Source organism: Mucilaginibacter sp. P5_A6, assembly GCF_056400585.1.
Genome location: NZ_JBFUKZ010000002.1, coordinates 211,655 through 227,021, shown reverse-complemented (window position 1 = coordinate 227,021; position 15,367 = coordinate 211,655). Strand labels below are relative to the sequence as shown.

The window sequence follows — 15,367 nt, the reverse complement described above, 5'->3', positions numbered from 1 at the left end:
TTATTTTTTCGCTATAAATTCCTGGCATTTTTATATCGCCTCAAATCCATGGTATACGGGTATTCCGGGCTAACCACTTCATTGGTGATAGTATACTGCGGAAGGATATTCATTTTGGTAACAAACCTTCCCCCGGCTGTTTGCTGGGCAACCGCCGGCTCAACCAGGTTAACCGAATGGCCAAAATCAAAAAAGCGGGAAATTATGCGCGACTCGGCCTCGTAACTGTTTACCGGGAAGGTATCATAACTGCGCCCGCCCGGGTGCGATACATGGTACTGACATGCGGCCACTGATTTTTGTGTCCAGGTATCAAACAGGTCGAACACCAGTGGGGTATCGGTGCCAATGGTTGGGTGCAGTGCCGATGGCGGCTGCCATGCCCGGTAACGTACCCCGGCAATGTATTCGCCCTGTACACCGGTACTTTTTAGCGGAATTTTTAACCCGTTGCACAAAAAGGTATAACGCGAATCGGTAAGTCCGGATATTTTAACCTGGATGCGCTCCAGGGATGAATCCACAAAACGGGATGTACCTGTGCTCGACATTTCTTCGCCCAGTACATGCCATGGCTCAATGGCCATCTTGATTTCGATATTGATATCATCCACCTGCAACTCGCCGAGGAATGGAAAACGGAAGCTGAAGAAAGGCTCGAACCAGGAGATATCAAAACCGTAACCGGCATCGCGCAGGCTATTCACCACCTCGGTCATATCCTTATAGCAGTAATGCGGCAGCAAAAAGCGATCATGCAGCTCGGTTCCCCAACGTACCAGCTTATGGTTGTATGGCGTTTTCCAGAACCAGGCCAGCAGCGTTCTGATAAGCAGAAACTGCACCATGCTCATGCGGTAATGCGGCGGCATATCAAATCCCCTAAACTCCAGGATGCCCAACCGGCCGCTTGATGAATCGGGCGAATAAAGCTTATCGATACAAAACTCAGACCGGTGGGTATTACCCGTTATATCTGTCAAAAAATGACGGAAAATGCGGTCGACCAACCAAAAAGGCACTTCGTTCTCGGCACGGTCCGGCACCTGCTGAAAAGCGATCTCCAATTCATAAAGTGTTTCCATCCTACCCTCGTCAACCCGCGGCGCCTGGCTGGTTGGGCCAATAAACTGGGTTGAAAACAGGTACGATAAGCAGGGGTGATGCTGCCAAAATGTAATAAAACTCCGCAAAATATCAGGCCGGCGTAGCAATGGGCTATCAGACGGAGTTTCTCCGCCCAGTGTTACATGGTTACCGCCGCCGGTACCCGTATGCCTCCCATCAATATTAAACTTTTCGGTAGCAAGGCGCGATTCGGCCGCCTTTTTATAAAGAATATCGTAATTTTTAGCCAGGTCGCGCCAGCTTGCTGCCGGATGAATATTCACCTCAATAACACCAGGATCCGGCGTGATCATCATTTTGGTAATGCGATTATCCGACGGTGGGTCATACCCTTCTATCAATACCGGCATTTTCAGTTTCGCGGCTGTACGCTCAACGGCATTTACCAGGTATAAATAATGTTCAAAATAGCTTGTAGGCGGGAAAAAGATAAAGAGTTTACCCTGCCTCACCTCAACCACCAGGGCGGTTTTAAAAATTATTTTACTATTGTTGAATTTAGTGCCGGTAACCGGAATAAGCTTATCACCCTCGGGTAATGCATCTACATCGGCAAACAAGCTTCTTTCTGGTAGTTCCTCCTGCTCTGCCGGGTCAAAATACTGCACCGAATCTAAAGGTAAACGTAAGCCTACCGGCGAGTTGCCGGGAACAAGGAATAAATTTTGCCTTCTAAACGACCATTTACAGCTTTGCCAGTTACTTTTCTCCAGATCCCATTTAATGGGCACCACGTAACCTACAGGCTCATTAAGGCCGGTATTTAGCAACTCTGCCAGTTTCTGGCGCTCCAGCGGCGATTTCAGGTCTACCTTAAGCGGATCAACATTTATCGGGGTTTTGCTTTCTTCCCATAAAAAATAAAAAGGATCCTCGTAAGTAGCTGTTATATTTTTAGTATCGATATGCAATTCATTGGTAAGTAATCGCATAAAGCTTTTGGCATCCTTTGGACCAAGGCCATAATCTTTTGACAGATCGGCCATCAACGTATCATTGTTCCACAACGGTACATGGTCTTTACGCCAGTAACAGGCCAGTTTCCAACGGGGTAATGGCTCGCCGGGGTACCATTTACCCTGCCCGTATTGCATCAGGGCGCCTTTACCATATTCGTTTTTAAGCTTGTGGAACAGGATGTTTGAAAGGCGGCGTTTATGCTCCCCATCTGCCGCCGAGTTCCATTCCGGCGCCTCATTGTTATCTACCGATACAAAAGTTGGCTCGCCGCCCATGGTAAGCCGTACATTGTTGGCGGCAAACTCTTCATCAACTTTATCGCCGAGGGCCATAATATCATCCCATTGCTCGTCCGAGAATGGTTTGGTTACCCGCGGTTTTTCTTCAATCCGGGTAATGGTGTTTTCAAAAGAAAATTCGGTTTCACAAGGTTCGGCCATGCCGCTAATGGGGGCCGCGCTCTGTGCATCGGGTGTACAGGCCAATGGAATATGCCCCTCACCGGCAAATAAACCCGATGTAGGATCGAGGCCTACCCATCCAGCGCCCGGCAGGTATACTTCTGTCCATGCATGCAGATCGGTAAAATCCTGTTCGGGACCCGACGCCCCATCCAGCGATTTTATATCGGGTTTCAGCTGCACCAGGTAGCCCGATGCAAAGCGGGCGGCCAGTCCAAAATGCCTTAACAATTGCACAAACAACCAGGCGGTATCCCGGCAGGAGCCCGATTTTAGTTCCAGTGTTTCCTCGCATGATTGCACACCCGGCTCCATCCGGATGTTGTATGAAATTTCCAGGTACAGCATCCTGTTAAGGCTAACCAAAAAATCCTGTGTGACTGTATTTTTTTTAAGCAGATCGGCAGCCTTTTCGGTAAGGTCCATCAGCAGCGGGCCGCGTTCTGTAATCTCGAGGTAAGGCACCAGGTTTTTTTGCAACGAATCTTCGTACGCAAAAGGGTAATGATTGGCATATTCTTCTACAAAAAAGTCGAACGGATTAATTACAACCATATCGGCTATCACCTCTACATCAATAACAAATTCGTTCACTTTTTCAGGGAAAACGATCCGGGCGAGGTAATTGCCAAAAGGGTCCTGCTGCCAGTTTATAAAATGTTTTTCGGGCAATATTTTTAAGGAATAGCCTTTGATCATGGTGCGCGAATGCGCCGCGGGCCTTAACCGGATAACTTGGGGTGAAAGTGTTATCTGACGGTCGTATTTATAACTTGTAAAATGACGAATTGCTACTTTTATTGACATAAACAGCTTTTTGTGTTATAAACATAGCCTATTAATAACAAAACACGCAATAAAATGCACATTTTATTATATATTTTTTAAATTAATATGAATATCGTAAAAAAGATCGTGGTTTTGGCCCGTAATGCATTTTTGGGTTAGCAACCAAACCGTTGTGAAGTACTGATAGCGGTTTTTTTGAAGATTGCATAGCCCCTTGTCTGGTATTATTAAAATGCTTCAATAAGAGCTTCAATGTTACTAACTCAATTGAATTCCATTGCTATTATTGGCAGAAAAGGCCTAAGTAATATATCGAAGATGCTAACCAAAATAGCTATTTATAACTATTGCATGAGCAAAAAAAAAATCCAAAATTTAATATAATTATAATGCTTTAATTTATAGAGACATACGGGTATTGATCGTTAAAATATTGCCTGGAATTTATTATCATTTTATTTCTTTAACTRCAATCTTGAAACCGCTGGTTGCCGTCAACGCAAATCAATCTCTTAATTGTATTTGCCCAATCAGGTACTAAATAAATGTCCCTAATAAATATGTAACCCAAAAACCTAATGCCATATGCCCCGCCAGGAAAATAACAGTTCTGAACAATCCATTTCTGTGAAACCACAGATTGACTTCGCTTCAGGCGGGAAGTCTACATTTGTTATAAGCGACCTGCATTTGGCGGCGGGCATAAATAACAGCAGCAACTACGCCGGAACCGAGAATTTCTTTGCCGATCAGTCTTTCCTGCGGTTTATTGATCACCTGGAAAACAAGAATGGAAGTGCCACTGCATTATTGGTTATCAACGGAGATTTTATTGATTTTCTGAGGATCTGCAATTACCCGGCAACCGACCTGGAGTTTTCTGAATGGGAACAAATATTACGTATTGTTGGAATTACCAAACTGGAGAAAGAGCTAAGGGATTCAATTGTTGATAAAGAAAAAACATTCGGGCTGCGAACAAACGATTACAAATCTGTTTGGAAGTTACATGTTTGTATGATTGGCCACCAAGCGTTGTTTGAGCGGCTCGCCTTGTGGCTGCATAACGGCAACAAACTAATTATTACCAAGGGAAACCACGACCTGGAATGGTATTGGAAACCCGTACAGCTTTACCTGCAATACCGCCTTGCCAAACTAATAGCCGGAAAGTTAAAAGTTGAGGTAGAATCCATACTGCCTAAAATGACAGGAGGGCTTACATTTGCTGATCATATTGTAATCATCGACAAAAAAATTTATATAGAACACGGTCATTGTTACGAAAATACAACGGCCGTTAAAGGGAATGTTCTTAGTGATAATAACCAGGAGCTGAACCTTCCGTTTGGCTCTTTTTTTAACCGGTACCTGATAAACAAGATTGAACTCTCTTACCCATTTGTTGATAATGTGCGGCCAAGAGAAAATATACTGCTGGTGTTGTTTCGAGAACGGTTTCCGCAGGCATTGAAAATGATTTTCAGTTATATTCCGTTAACCCTTTTATTGATTCCGAAAAAAATGTGGTGGCAGGTTTTTAAATATGCCATTACTTTCTTCCTGATCATCGTTCTCCCGCTGGCCATTACCGGGTATGCGATCTATAAAAGTTTACCTCAGACCTCCCATACCGATGATCCATCATGGGTTTTACAGCAACTTATAAACATAGGTAAAAACTTAGGGTTTTTATTTCTCTCGTATTTGTTTGGCCGGATAATGACTATGGTGAAATTAAGCGGTCCGGCCAGTTTTGTGGCTTACGCCGAAAAGGTCTTTAGTCAAAACCCAGCCTTGCGGGTTGTAACTTTCGGCCATACGCATAACCCGGAACAAAAAAATATTAATGGAAAATGGTATTTCAATACCGGAACGTGGATGCCTGTTTTTGAAGCTTCTTCTGCCGATGTCCGCATTGATAAAACTTACACTTTCCTGCAATTCAATTATGATGAGCATGGTGAGCTGGTGGTTTTTCCTTTACAACGATGGAATGATGATGCCCTGCGCGACGATGATTTGCCGCTGATGGAAAAAAATTGATGAGCTAACCTATACTAATATTAAGTGCATGGAACAAAAATGGACATTTGAAACCCTGGCCCAATGCAGTAAGGACACATTGGAAAAGATATTGCTTAACGGAACTCCGCCGGATATTGAAAAATTAAACGGGCTGATCTATTGTGGCTGGAACCATGAACCCATCGGGAAAATATCCGGCGAAAAGTTTAAAAAAGGATTTTACAAAAGAAATGGCGCCAATTACGGATATAACGAAACCGTGATACAGGATCATCAAAAATACCTGGGCCAATGGGAAGTAGGTTTACATAAAGTGAGGCCGAACCAGTTAGGATATTTCAGGACTGCCTATGTAAAAGACGAACCCTATCACAAACTTTACCAGCCTTATATGCACCTGGCACATTTTAATTATGATATCCCGTTTCACAAATTTACCCTTAGTTTTTTCAGGGTGATCCGGGATTTTGTAGTACTGCCCAATGAAGGCGACCATAGTTTAATGCTTTGCAAAGCTTACCTGCACATCGCTGAAGATCTGAATATTTTTTATTGTTATTTCTTATTGGGGCATCCGCAGGAAATCCGGTATCTGCCCTGGTAAATCAACCTGTAACAAAACAGAAAATGCCTTATACCAAAGAAATATAAAACTAATACTATGAACAAAGAATTAGTCCTTGCTGAAAAATACCTGAAGTCGTTTCTTAAACTGCTTCTCTTCCTGTCTCTGGTAACGCTTTTTTTTCATTTTTTCCCTAATCTTACACCGGGCTTTTTACAGTTTTCCGCAGCAAATAGTTATGCTGCCATATCAGGCAATTCTGTTTTACAAGGATTTTTAATTGTTCTTTTACTTGCATTGGCAATTGGCGATGTCCGCCGTTTCAGCCCGTTGATCCGTTTATTTAAATGGGTGCTGGCCATTGCAATAATATGGACAACTGTACAGTGGATTAAGGGTAGGCCGGCAACCGCGGGCACTACTCACTTATGGCAATTAATTACATATGCGGTTGTTTTTGCCGTGCTTTGGATCTCCTTCAGAGCCGCGGGTATTGCCCGTTACAATCTTAAATATTTATCTATACAGCAATTTCAAACATTACAGGCACTGGCCGAAGTCTGCATCTCGGGAGATACCGATTTGTATAAATTGCAGATAGAACCTGTAAAAGTAGCATCCAATGTTGATAATTACTTAATTGGCTTTAAAGCACAAAACAAGTGGGTAATGAAACTGGTATTAACAGCGCTGGAAATTTACCCCCTCTTATCTTTACGTCCCTTGCTAAGCCTGATGCAACCGGCAGCAAGGTTGCAATTCCTTAAAAAAAGATTTCTAACCGATCTTGAATTTCAAAACGTGCCACGCTGGTATGGCGAAATATTCCAGGCAGCTATAAGGATGAGCAAACAATTATGCTTTATGGGCTATTACAGCGACCCAGCCGTATACGAAAGTATTGGTTACGTGCGGTTCAGCGATAGAAAAGATTTTGATGAAAAGAAGCGCCAGTTTCCCGGAAGCAATTCTAAAGCCGCGTTATTAAAAGTGCTTGAGGATGCTGATATTAAAACAAATGAAATAACTGCGGATATAGTTATTGTGGGTTCTGGCGCGGCGGCCTCTGTATTGGCTCATCAATTGGTACAGGCAGGCAGAAAGGTATTGCTTGTAGAGTGCGGCGGACTTGAACAAACAGCCTCATTCACCGAGGATGAGGTAGATATGGTGAGCAGGCTGTATGCCGATGGCGCATTGCAATTGTCGCGCGATTTCCGTTTCCAGGTATTCCAGGGCCGATGTGTTGGCGGATCAACAGTTGTTAATAATGCGGTTTGTTTTGAAACTCCTGATTATATCCTGGATAGGTGGATCAATGAAATGGGGATTGGTATCGACAGGACAAGGTACGAAAGCTCAATGGCTGCTATATATAAATTGATGAATATAGCGCATACGCCTATAATGACAGATGATAGATTTTTAAACCCTGGAGGACGGCTTTTTGCCGAAGCCTGTAAAAAGATGGGTTACGACAAACCAGAGCTGGATTCGGTAATGGCAAATATCAACGGTTGCCTGGGTTCGGGTTACTGCAACATAGGCTGTACATATGGTAAAAAGCTTTCTATGCTGGATACCCTTTTACCCCAAACACAATTAGAAAACCCCGGATGTTTACAGATAATAGCAAACTGCGAGGCGATTAGTTTTAATCGTAGCGGCACACAGATAGTTTCCCTTACCGGGAACTTTAAAAACGGCCGGAAAATAACTATCAAGGGAAAAACCTTTGTATCGTCGGCTGGTGCTGTTTCATCGAGCATACTGCTCCTAAAATCAAAATTAGGCATAGCCAATGCGGGAAAAAAGCTGGCTTTTAACCTGGGTACGCAAATAACAGCGGCTTATAAAGAAACTGTTAATTCTTATGATGGATTGCAGATCTCTCATTTTCTGAAAACTAACGATCGCCGGTACGTCATGGAAACCTGGTACAACCCGCCCATGTTTCAATCAACTGCCATGCCTGGCTGGTTCGATCAGCATTTTTTAAACATGAAGCAATATGGGCATATGGCGTGTACGGGGGTATTGGTGGGTACAGCCTCCAATGCCGAAGTAAAAGTGGCCGGCTTATTTGGGCGCGATATTACTTATGTGCCTACAGAGGTTGATTTTGCAAGCCTGATGGATGGGCTGGAAAAAACGGCGGAAATATACTTAACTGGTGGCGCCGAGCGCGTTATGCCTAATACATTTAATTATTATGAATACAAAACAGTAAAAGAATTGAAAGACAATTTGCGTAAAAACGTAAAAGCTTCGCCTGACATTTCCACCGGTACCGGGCATCCGCAGGGTGGAAACGTAATGAGCAATGACCCGGCAACGGGCGTGGTAGATGCAAATTTTAAAGTATATGGGTATGATAACCTGTTTGTTTGCGATGCAAGTGTGTTTCCAACCAGCCTGGGGGTTAATCCGCAGGTTACGGTTATGGCTTTAGCACACTATGCAGCGCCTTTTATTGCCGGCAATTAGTGAATAGTAGCCTGAAATTTCTCTGTTAGTTGTTAAATATACCAATTATGAAAAGAATCACTTACAGCTATAAACCAACTATTCTCATCATCATAACAATCATGATGATGGCATTTAATGCCGGGGCTAAAGTATTACCGTATAATCCGGATACTTTAGCTGCCGATAAACCTGGCGTGGATAATTCTGCGGATAAAACATACAGGCCATTTAAATCTGAGGTTTTAAAAATTATAACCGCCCTGGATTCAAAAAAATCAAAATCAGATAACGGCCTGATACAGGCCGATCAAATAATCCGGATAACTATTAGTCATCCCAAGGATTTTTTGTTGCAGCGGCCCAATGATAACAGCAAATTGATTTTATATGCCGATGGTATTCCATTAAAGGGGATGCAGTCATCATATTTTTCTGAACTATCTATCCAGGATGTTAATGATGCAACCAAAATATGGCCCGACTCCCTGGAAATTCCATTTCTTTTTAAAAAGGACAGCACTAACAAGGAAGCCTGGAACAGCTTGTTTCGTATGGCAAGCTGGAATCAAAACCGCATTAGTTTTAAATTGTCAGCGGGTTGGTCGGGCATGTTTCCTTTAAATTATGCAAAGGGCTTAAAGCCAAATACTAAACTCACCCTATTCTTCTATGAGCCTAAAGTTTTTTACATTTTACTTTTCCTTTATGTGTGCTTTATATGCGTTTTTATTGTGGTTTGTCATAAAACGGGTTTGATTAGAGACCCGGACGAAATTAATCATACACACGGGCCTTACAGCCTGGCGCAAACGCAACTGGCCTTCTGGACGGTAATCGTCATCGGGGGATTTATTTACCTGATACTTTTAACCGGGCTGAGCGATTCACTTAACGATTCAATTCTGATGTTATTAGGAATCAGTGGCGGTACCACCGGTGTTGCCGGTTTTATTGATTATTATAAAAAACGGGGCGATAATCCGGCATCTTCCTCCGCAACACCAGGGCCGGCGGTTGCATCAAAAGTACACCAGTCATTTTTAAAAGACATCCTTTCAGATGGCACAAATGTAAGCGTACAACGTACCCAGGTAGCACTTTGGAATGCTGTTCTTGGCATATATTTTATGTGGTATGTGGTCAACAACAAGTCTATGCCTGTGTTTGATAATACCCTTTTAATATTGGCAGGGGTCAGTTCTGTTTTATATTTAACATCTAAAGGGCCCGAGAATACAGTTAAGGCTAAAGATCTCCCATTCACACCACCACCTCCTGCTGCAGACCCCGCAAATGGAGAGGGTTCAACTGATAATTCGGCTAATAATGCTGCGTCGCCTTAAAAAACGGCATTGCAATCTTGCGGTTAAGAGATTGTTTATGCCCCTTATACCTGGTTAACGGCCATGCAAATAATAATTTTTAAAAAATGCAAGTATAAAACTTTGATCCATGGACAATAAACTAAAAATCATATTGATAGTTGTGTTATCGCTCGCGGCTATCAATTCCGTCGTCGCTTTTTTTCAAAAAAGCCAATTGAAGCAAATTCAGAAAAACATTGAGCTTTCACAGATTAATATAAATACGGCGCTCAAAGATATCCAGGCATCCCAGGAAAAAATTGAGGCTATGCAAAAGGATATCAGTGATTATAAAAGCTATCTCAGTAATACACAAACAACGGTAGAAATATTAAACACCAAAAAAGACCTTGAGGAAGCTAAAGCCAGGGGCGTAATTGCTTCCGGGCTTGAAAATATACGCCACCGGCTTGATTCTTTAAAGGCGGAAAGGGAAAAACTAATTTCACAATCAACAATAGAAAACTAAAATTACGGATATGAAGCGCGCTACACTAAAACCGGTTTTGCTTATTGCTATGTGTTTGTTTTTTTCGACCCTGCAGGGTATCGCCCAGGGACTTAAAAAATTTACCGATAACTCACATAAAAAGGTATATAGATATGTAAAAGGCGATACGCTAATGATTGACTGCGATACCGTTATTGTACTTAATAAGTTAACTTTCAGTATTTATGACCAATACTACAGGCGTGGTCAAAATAGCGTTAATGAACTTAAATCAATATCCGATGGTTATGAGGGCATTATCAAAAAACAGGATAGTTTACTGGCAGCAAAAGAGAGTTATTACCAGGTACTAAATACTAAAATGGATTCCCTGGTTACCCGTTCAAAGAATTTTGCAGATAAATCAAGCAGTGACCTGACCCAGCTAAATACACAATTAACAGATGCCAGTACAAAGTTAACTGATACCCAGCGTTTGCTTACCGATGCGCAGAAAATGCTTGCTGATGAGAATAAAAGGCAGAACAGAAAAGCCTTGAAATTTGGAATAGGAGGTGCGGTAATAGGAGCAGTGGTTGCCTTCCTGATAGCCCATTAGTAAACTTTCTATTGTTTGCATTTCAACGCTTGGCAAACGTGGCACCCATAGCCTGAAAATTGCCTTATGCTTAAAATGATATAAGAGACTTGTTAAACTATTGTTGAGGCCGCGTATCAGCCTGCCTGGTTTCAAGGTTTGATGGCTTTGGCGGTTTTTCAACATGAACTAATTTTTTGCGCATCCAGTTTGTAAGCCGGTGGTGTAATGGTACAAGTATTGAAGCGAGAATAACCAGGATAACCAATTCCAGTACGGGCAGATGATTACTAACACGCTGTACAAACGGGTGTATAAAAAGGGTAATAAATTCAAAAACAAGTAACAGCGAAACCACACCCATAAATTCTATCACTTTGCGATGGGTTCGGCCTTTACTAAGTACCAACAATATCAAAAAGAAAAAAGGAATAAATATCGCAATCCCTATAAGCTGCAGGTTAACAATCCTTTCTTCCGATTCACGTCTCTTTTCTTCGGCTATTTCCTGTTGCCTTGCAGCCTCATTAAAGCTAATGGTTTGTATTTGTTTAATTTTCTCCACATTAAACATGGTATCTTTTGCAGCCATTGCTGTTTTTAGATACAATAGCTCAAGATGCTCATTTGAGTGTTGATATATTTGTGTGAGTAAATTGCTCGCATTATAAATACCTACGGGATACTTCGCTTTCCTGGCTGCGTCAAGGGCTTTTTTTGCGTAAAACGCACCAGAGTCTGCTTTATTAGCATCTTTATAAAGCAAAGCTATACTGTTATAAGTATCTGCAAGGCTGCCCTGGTCGTTATTCCGAAGCGCATAAGTTACGCTTAATCTGTAGTAATCAAGAGCGAGTGCCTGGTGTTTCATTTTATAATTGATGTCCCCTAAAATAGACAGCGTGTTTGGCAGCATTCCATCTTCGCCGATTGTCTGCTGTAACTCATAGGCACGCATTTCAAAAGTAAGGGCTAATTCTACTTTATTGAGTTTAATATAGCAGTTGCCAATATTGGATAATACAATACTCAGGAATTTTTTATTATGAAGCGATTCGGCAATTGCTTTTGCCTTAAAGTGATAGAATAGTGCTTTTACATTATCATTGTGATCTGAATAAACAATACCGATATTATTCAAACAAGCCAACTGACCCGGGAGATCATTGCTTTCTTCCCTTATTTTTAACGAACCAAGCAAAAATTTCAGGGCCCGATCATATTTGCCATTTTTCCATAACACAACACCCAACCTGTTTAGGCTGCTTGCTTCCCCGGTTTTATATTTCGTATTTCTTGCAATTGTAAGGGCTTGCTCCGCATAAATTAAGGCGCTATCGGGGTTAAACGACTGTACCTGCATGCTTTTCTTAACCAAGAATGCAACTCGGGCCGTATCGTCGTTTTGGGTTTCAAAAAAAATCTTTGACGAGGCTTTCGCTTTATATTGCGCATTAACAATTTCACTACCCGCCAGCAGGCAAATAAAAACCAATTTTTTATAGGATTGTACTCGCATAAAACAATTAACAAGATAAAAATTGGTCAAAAATTCCTCCTCTCAAATCTTACGAAAAGTTGATTACCTTTTTTATACGATCTGAGTCAGCGGGTCCCTGTATTCGTATCCCTTTTGCGGGCACCGGGTAAACCTTTAATGTGTTACGCAACCAGTAGACTAACCTTAGCCAATAGGGGTGTTTTTATCACGCAAGCTTCTATTAGCCGCCAGGGTAGGTGCCTGCCCAATTGCATCCTGGTTATCTGTAAAATCAATTGGCGTGCCTTTATCAAGAGCATCGCCGATAGCATTCATATCTGGAGAATTATCTTCAGATTCAGCCCCACCGGTTGGTTCTTCCGGTGTGTTTTTTTCGATTATATCCATGATCAAATATTTAATTAATTACCTTATTTTAAAGCAGTTAGTTATGYGACCATACCTTGTTTGTTTAAATTTAGCACTATGGAAACGGATAACCAAATTTTTACAATTATATATTGCTGATAGTAACCTATAGTTATAAAAGCCCGTTCTTTTGCTTATAAAGAAAGCAAATTGATTTGCATCAATTTGCTGTTTTCCGCAAAAAGGTTAAGCGCTTTCAACGTAATAGCTTTATCGTCATAGTAGATTGGTGCTTTCAGAAAATGCTGGAAAAATGTGGGTCTGGTAACCTATTTTCGTCTATTGCTAAATATGCATGCCACTCAAACCTACTATATTTAGTCACGGGAAACCATTTATTAACCTACAGTTTATTTTAGAGTACGTTATTTGTAACACACACTATTTTATATGAATAAACTTTTTTTAAACTCGTTGATGTGCCTTTTCGGGTTCGGCAGTTATGCACAAGTTGTGGCTGCCCCAGATAATATAAGCACTAATACAGATTACGTAAAAACCAAAAATTATTATCTGCTTACTTTATTTGAACAGGATAAAGAGGTAAGTACCATGCTTAAGCATGATGCAGCGCTTACAAAAATTACCCAACAAAAGCTAAAGGTCCTAAACACTTCACTTGCCGATTGTAAGGACGCCGCATGCCTTATAGCCCGGGTAAAATTATCTGGCGATGAGATTGCTGTAGTTAGTGCCCAACTTGCCTTACTTCATAAACCCGGTAACGCCCTGGATCGTTTGATTAAAGCCCGGTTAATTCCATCGGGTGCCTACAGCCTGTATAAAAACCTAACACCGGCCCAGCTACTGGTAAAAGCCTGGGAGCAGGATGCAGCGGCTGTAAATTATACCATAGGCGTATATGCCGAAGGCAATAAGCCAAATTATCCGCTAATAGATTCTGTAAGCTACAACATTCATGCAACCCAATATTATACCTTGATGTATGATTTTAATGCCGCTTTGATAGGGAATGTTAAAAACACAACGTTGTTTTTTGAGCCGTCGCTACAGGCCGCATTGCTGTACCTCCAAATTAACGAACGGCAGGACCCTGCCCATTATGAGCCAATGGAATTAACCGTTAATAAAGCAGCGGTTAATAAAATAAAGACCGTTAAGTGGGCAAGTTTCCCATACTCAAACATACTTGTGCCGGGCGCGGGCCCAGACAACCCAGCTTCGCCATTGAGCGGCGAGGGGATGCTGCGCTGCAGGCTTGCAGAACAGGAGTACAGGCTGGGCAAGGCCCCCCTAATCATTGTTTCGGGCGGTAATGTGCATCCTTATAAAACCAAATACAATGAGGCAGCCGAAATGAAAGTATACCTCATGAAAGTACTGCATATACCCGAAAGCGCTATCATCATTGAGCCACACGCAAGGCACACAACCACCAATATGCGTAACAGTGCAAGGCTCATATACAAATATGGCATCCCGGCTAATAAACCCGGCATTGTTGTTACTGATAAATCGCAAACCGATTTTATAATGCATATGGCCGACAGATGCGAAAAGGAGCTGAAATATGTGCCCTACAAACTAGCTAAACGCAACTCAGAAACCGAAGTAGAGTACTACCCGGTTGAAGAAGCTAAGCAAATAGATCCGGATGAACCGCTTGATCCACGCTAAAATTAACATCGATGCAAAAAATAACATTAACAATATTAGCTGCGGCCTTAGGTCTTGGCTCTTTAGTAACCTCAAATGTTGATCAGCAGCTTAGTCATGCAATAACTGTTGATTCTTTAGGAGCCTGCCAGGGAATCTCCTATCAAAAAGGACGTATTTTTTTGTATGGCGACCGCGAGGTGGGTATGCTCCGTGAATTTAAACAGGAAAATGATAGTCTGGTATACCAGCACAAAGAAATTAAGCTGACAATGAATGGCAAAGATGTGATTAATCACCCTACCGGGATTGCCTATAACGGAACCGGACCAACCTTTATTGGTAATTCCATTCGCCTTAATGCCGAAGGCACAAAATGGAAAGCAGTAATATATTGTGTGGACTGGAAAGGGCTATTAAAAACGGGCACACTTGATGGCAACCTGCTAAATACCATTGACGATGACGCTTGTATACAGGGCACCTGGCCCGAGTATGTTAAATATAATAATAAATGGTATGTGGCCACTACAGATTATGGCGACCACGGTAATGAAGTAAGATTATACGATCCCGAAAAATTAGCGAAAGCTTCAAACTCAAAAGAAGAGGGAGTACTTTACAAAAAATTTACATGTACCCCATGGGTACAAAATCTGCATTGGATAGCTAAAAATGGCATGTTGGTGCTAATCCAAAACAAAGTGGAAGGGCAGCAATGGCGCTTTACGTATATCGATCTTAAAAAATCTGTCGAAACCGGTAAACAAGTAGTGATCAGCCAGGTGGACCACATAGATAGGGCCGATGAGCTGGAGGGCTTCTCTTTTATTGGCGGTATTGAAAATGGAATTGCGGTAACATCGTCCCGCAAAAACAACGTAAATTTTACCAAAACTACATGGTAGCAGCTTCGCAAAGCTATTAAAAAATTGAAATGCCGGGTATCTCGCCCGGCATTTTTTATTAATATAAACTTAACTTTTAAGTATCCCCCGCTTAAGATAGTTGGCTTAATTTTGTTGCCAACATTGTAATATTAATAACCC

General features: G+C 41.9%; 11 protein-coding genes. 8 read left to right on the top strand and 3 right to left on the bottom strand.

All coding sequences use genetic code 11. From position 1 onward, the window contains the following. Positions 1-11 precede the first annotated feature (11 nt). Positions 12-3,356 (bottom strand): transglutaminase family protein, encoded by a 3,345-nt coding sequence (locus AC1DO4_RS02990; RefSeq protein ID WP_477412822.1) that lies wholly within the window; start codon positions 3,354-3,356, stop codon positions 12-14. Between the two features lie 567 nt (positions 3,357-3,923). Here AC1DO4_RS02990 and AC1DO4_RS02985 point away from each other — a divergent pair. The 6 genes from AC1DO4_RS02985 (at position 3,924) to AC1DO4_RS02960 (ending at position 10,813) form a co-directional block, all read left to right on the top strand. Beyond that, positions 3,924-5,384, top strand: a complete 1,461-nt coding sequence (locus AC1DO4_RS02985; protein WP_477412820.1) for a hypothetical protein — start codon at positions 3,924-3,926, stop codon at positions 5,382-5,384. Positions 5,385-5,412: 28 nt separating this feature from the next. Further along, on the top strand, positions 5,413-5,970 hold the full coding sequence (locus AC1DO4_RS02980; protein ID WP_477412818.1) for a hypothetical protein: 558 nt from the start codon (positions 5,413-5,415) through the stop codon (positions 5,968-5,970). Positions 5,971-6,027: 57 nt separating this feature from the next. After that, a complete protein-coding gene (locus tag AC1DO4_RS02975; RefSeq protein ID WP_477412816.1) occupies positions 6,028-8,418 on the top strand; it encodes a GMC family oxidoreductase N-terminal domain-containing protein in 2,391 nt (796 codons plus the stop codon). Positions 8,419-8,465: 47 nt separating this feature from the next. Further along, positions 8,466-9,743: a hypothetical protein gene (locus AC1DO4_RS02970; protein ID WP_477412814.1), complete on the top strand. Its 1,278-nt coding sequence runs from the start codon at positions 8,466-8,468 to the stop codon at positions 9,741-9,743. Between the two features lie 109 nt (positions 9,744-9,852). Continuing rightward, positions 9,853-10,233 carry a hypothetical protein gene (locus AC1DO4_RS02965; RefSeq protein ID WP_477412812.1) on the top strand — a complete coding sequence of 127 codons (381 nt, stop codon included), beginning with the start codon at positions 9,853-9,855 and terminating at the stop codon, positions 10,231-10,233. Between the two features lie 10 nt (positions 10,234-10,243). Beyond that, entirely contained in the window at positions 10,244-10,813 is a 570-nt protein-coding gene (locus AC1DO4_RS02960) for a hypothetical protein (protein ID WP_477412810.1), read from the top strand. A 97-nt stretch (positions 10,814-10,910) separates the two neighbouring features. On the opposite strand, the gene AC1DO4_RS02955 is transcribed toward AC1DO4_RS02960, so the two are convergent. Continuing rightward, positions 10,911-12,311: a tetratricopeptide repeat protein gene (locus tag AC1DO4_RS02955; RefSeq protein WP_477412808.1), complete on the bottom strand. Its 1,401-nt coding sequence runs from the start codon at positions 12,309-12,311 to the stop codon at positions 10,911-10,913. A 165-nt stretch (positions 12,312-12,476) separates the two neighbouring features. Next, on the bottom strand, positions 12,477-12,680 hold the full coding sequence (locus AC1DO4_RS02950; protein WP_477412806.1) for a hypothetical protein: 204 nt from the start codon (positions 12,678-12,680) through the stop codon (positions 12,477-12,479). Positions 12,681-13,091: 411 nt separating this feature from the next. Here AC1DO4_RS02950 and AC1DO4_RS02945 point away from each other — a divergent pair, with 411 nt between their 5' ends. Then, positions 13,092-14,339 carry a YdcF family protein gene (locus tag AC1DO4_RS02945; RefSeq protein ID WP_477412804.1) on the top strand — a complete coding sequence of 416 codons (1,248 nt, stop codon included), beginning with the start codon at positions 13,092-13,094 and terminating at the stop codon, positions 14,337-14,339. A gap of 11 nt (positions 14,340-14,350) precedes the next feature. Beyond that, positions 14,351-15,226, top strand: coding sequence for a hypothetical protein (locus AC1DO4_RS02940; RefSeq protein WP_477412802.1), 876 nt, complete (start codon positions 14,351-14,353; stop codon positions 15,224-15,226). Positions 15,227-15,367: the final 141 nt, after the last annotated feature.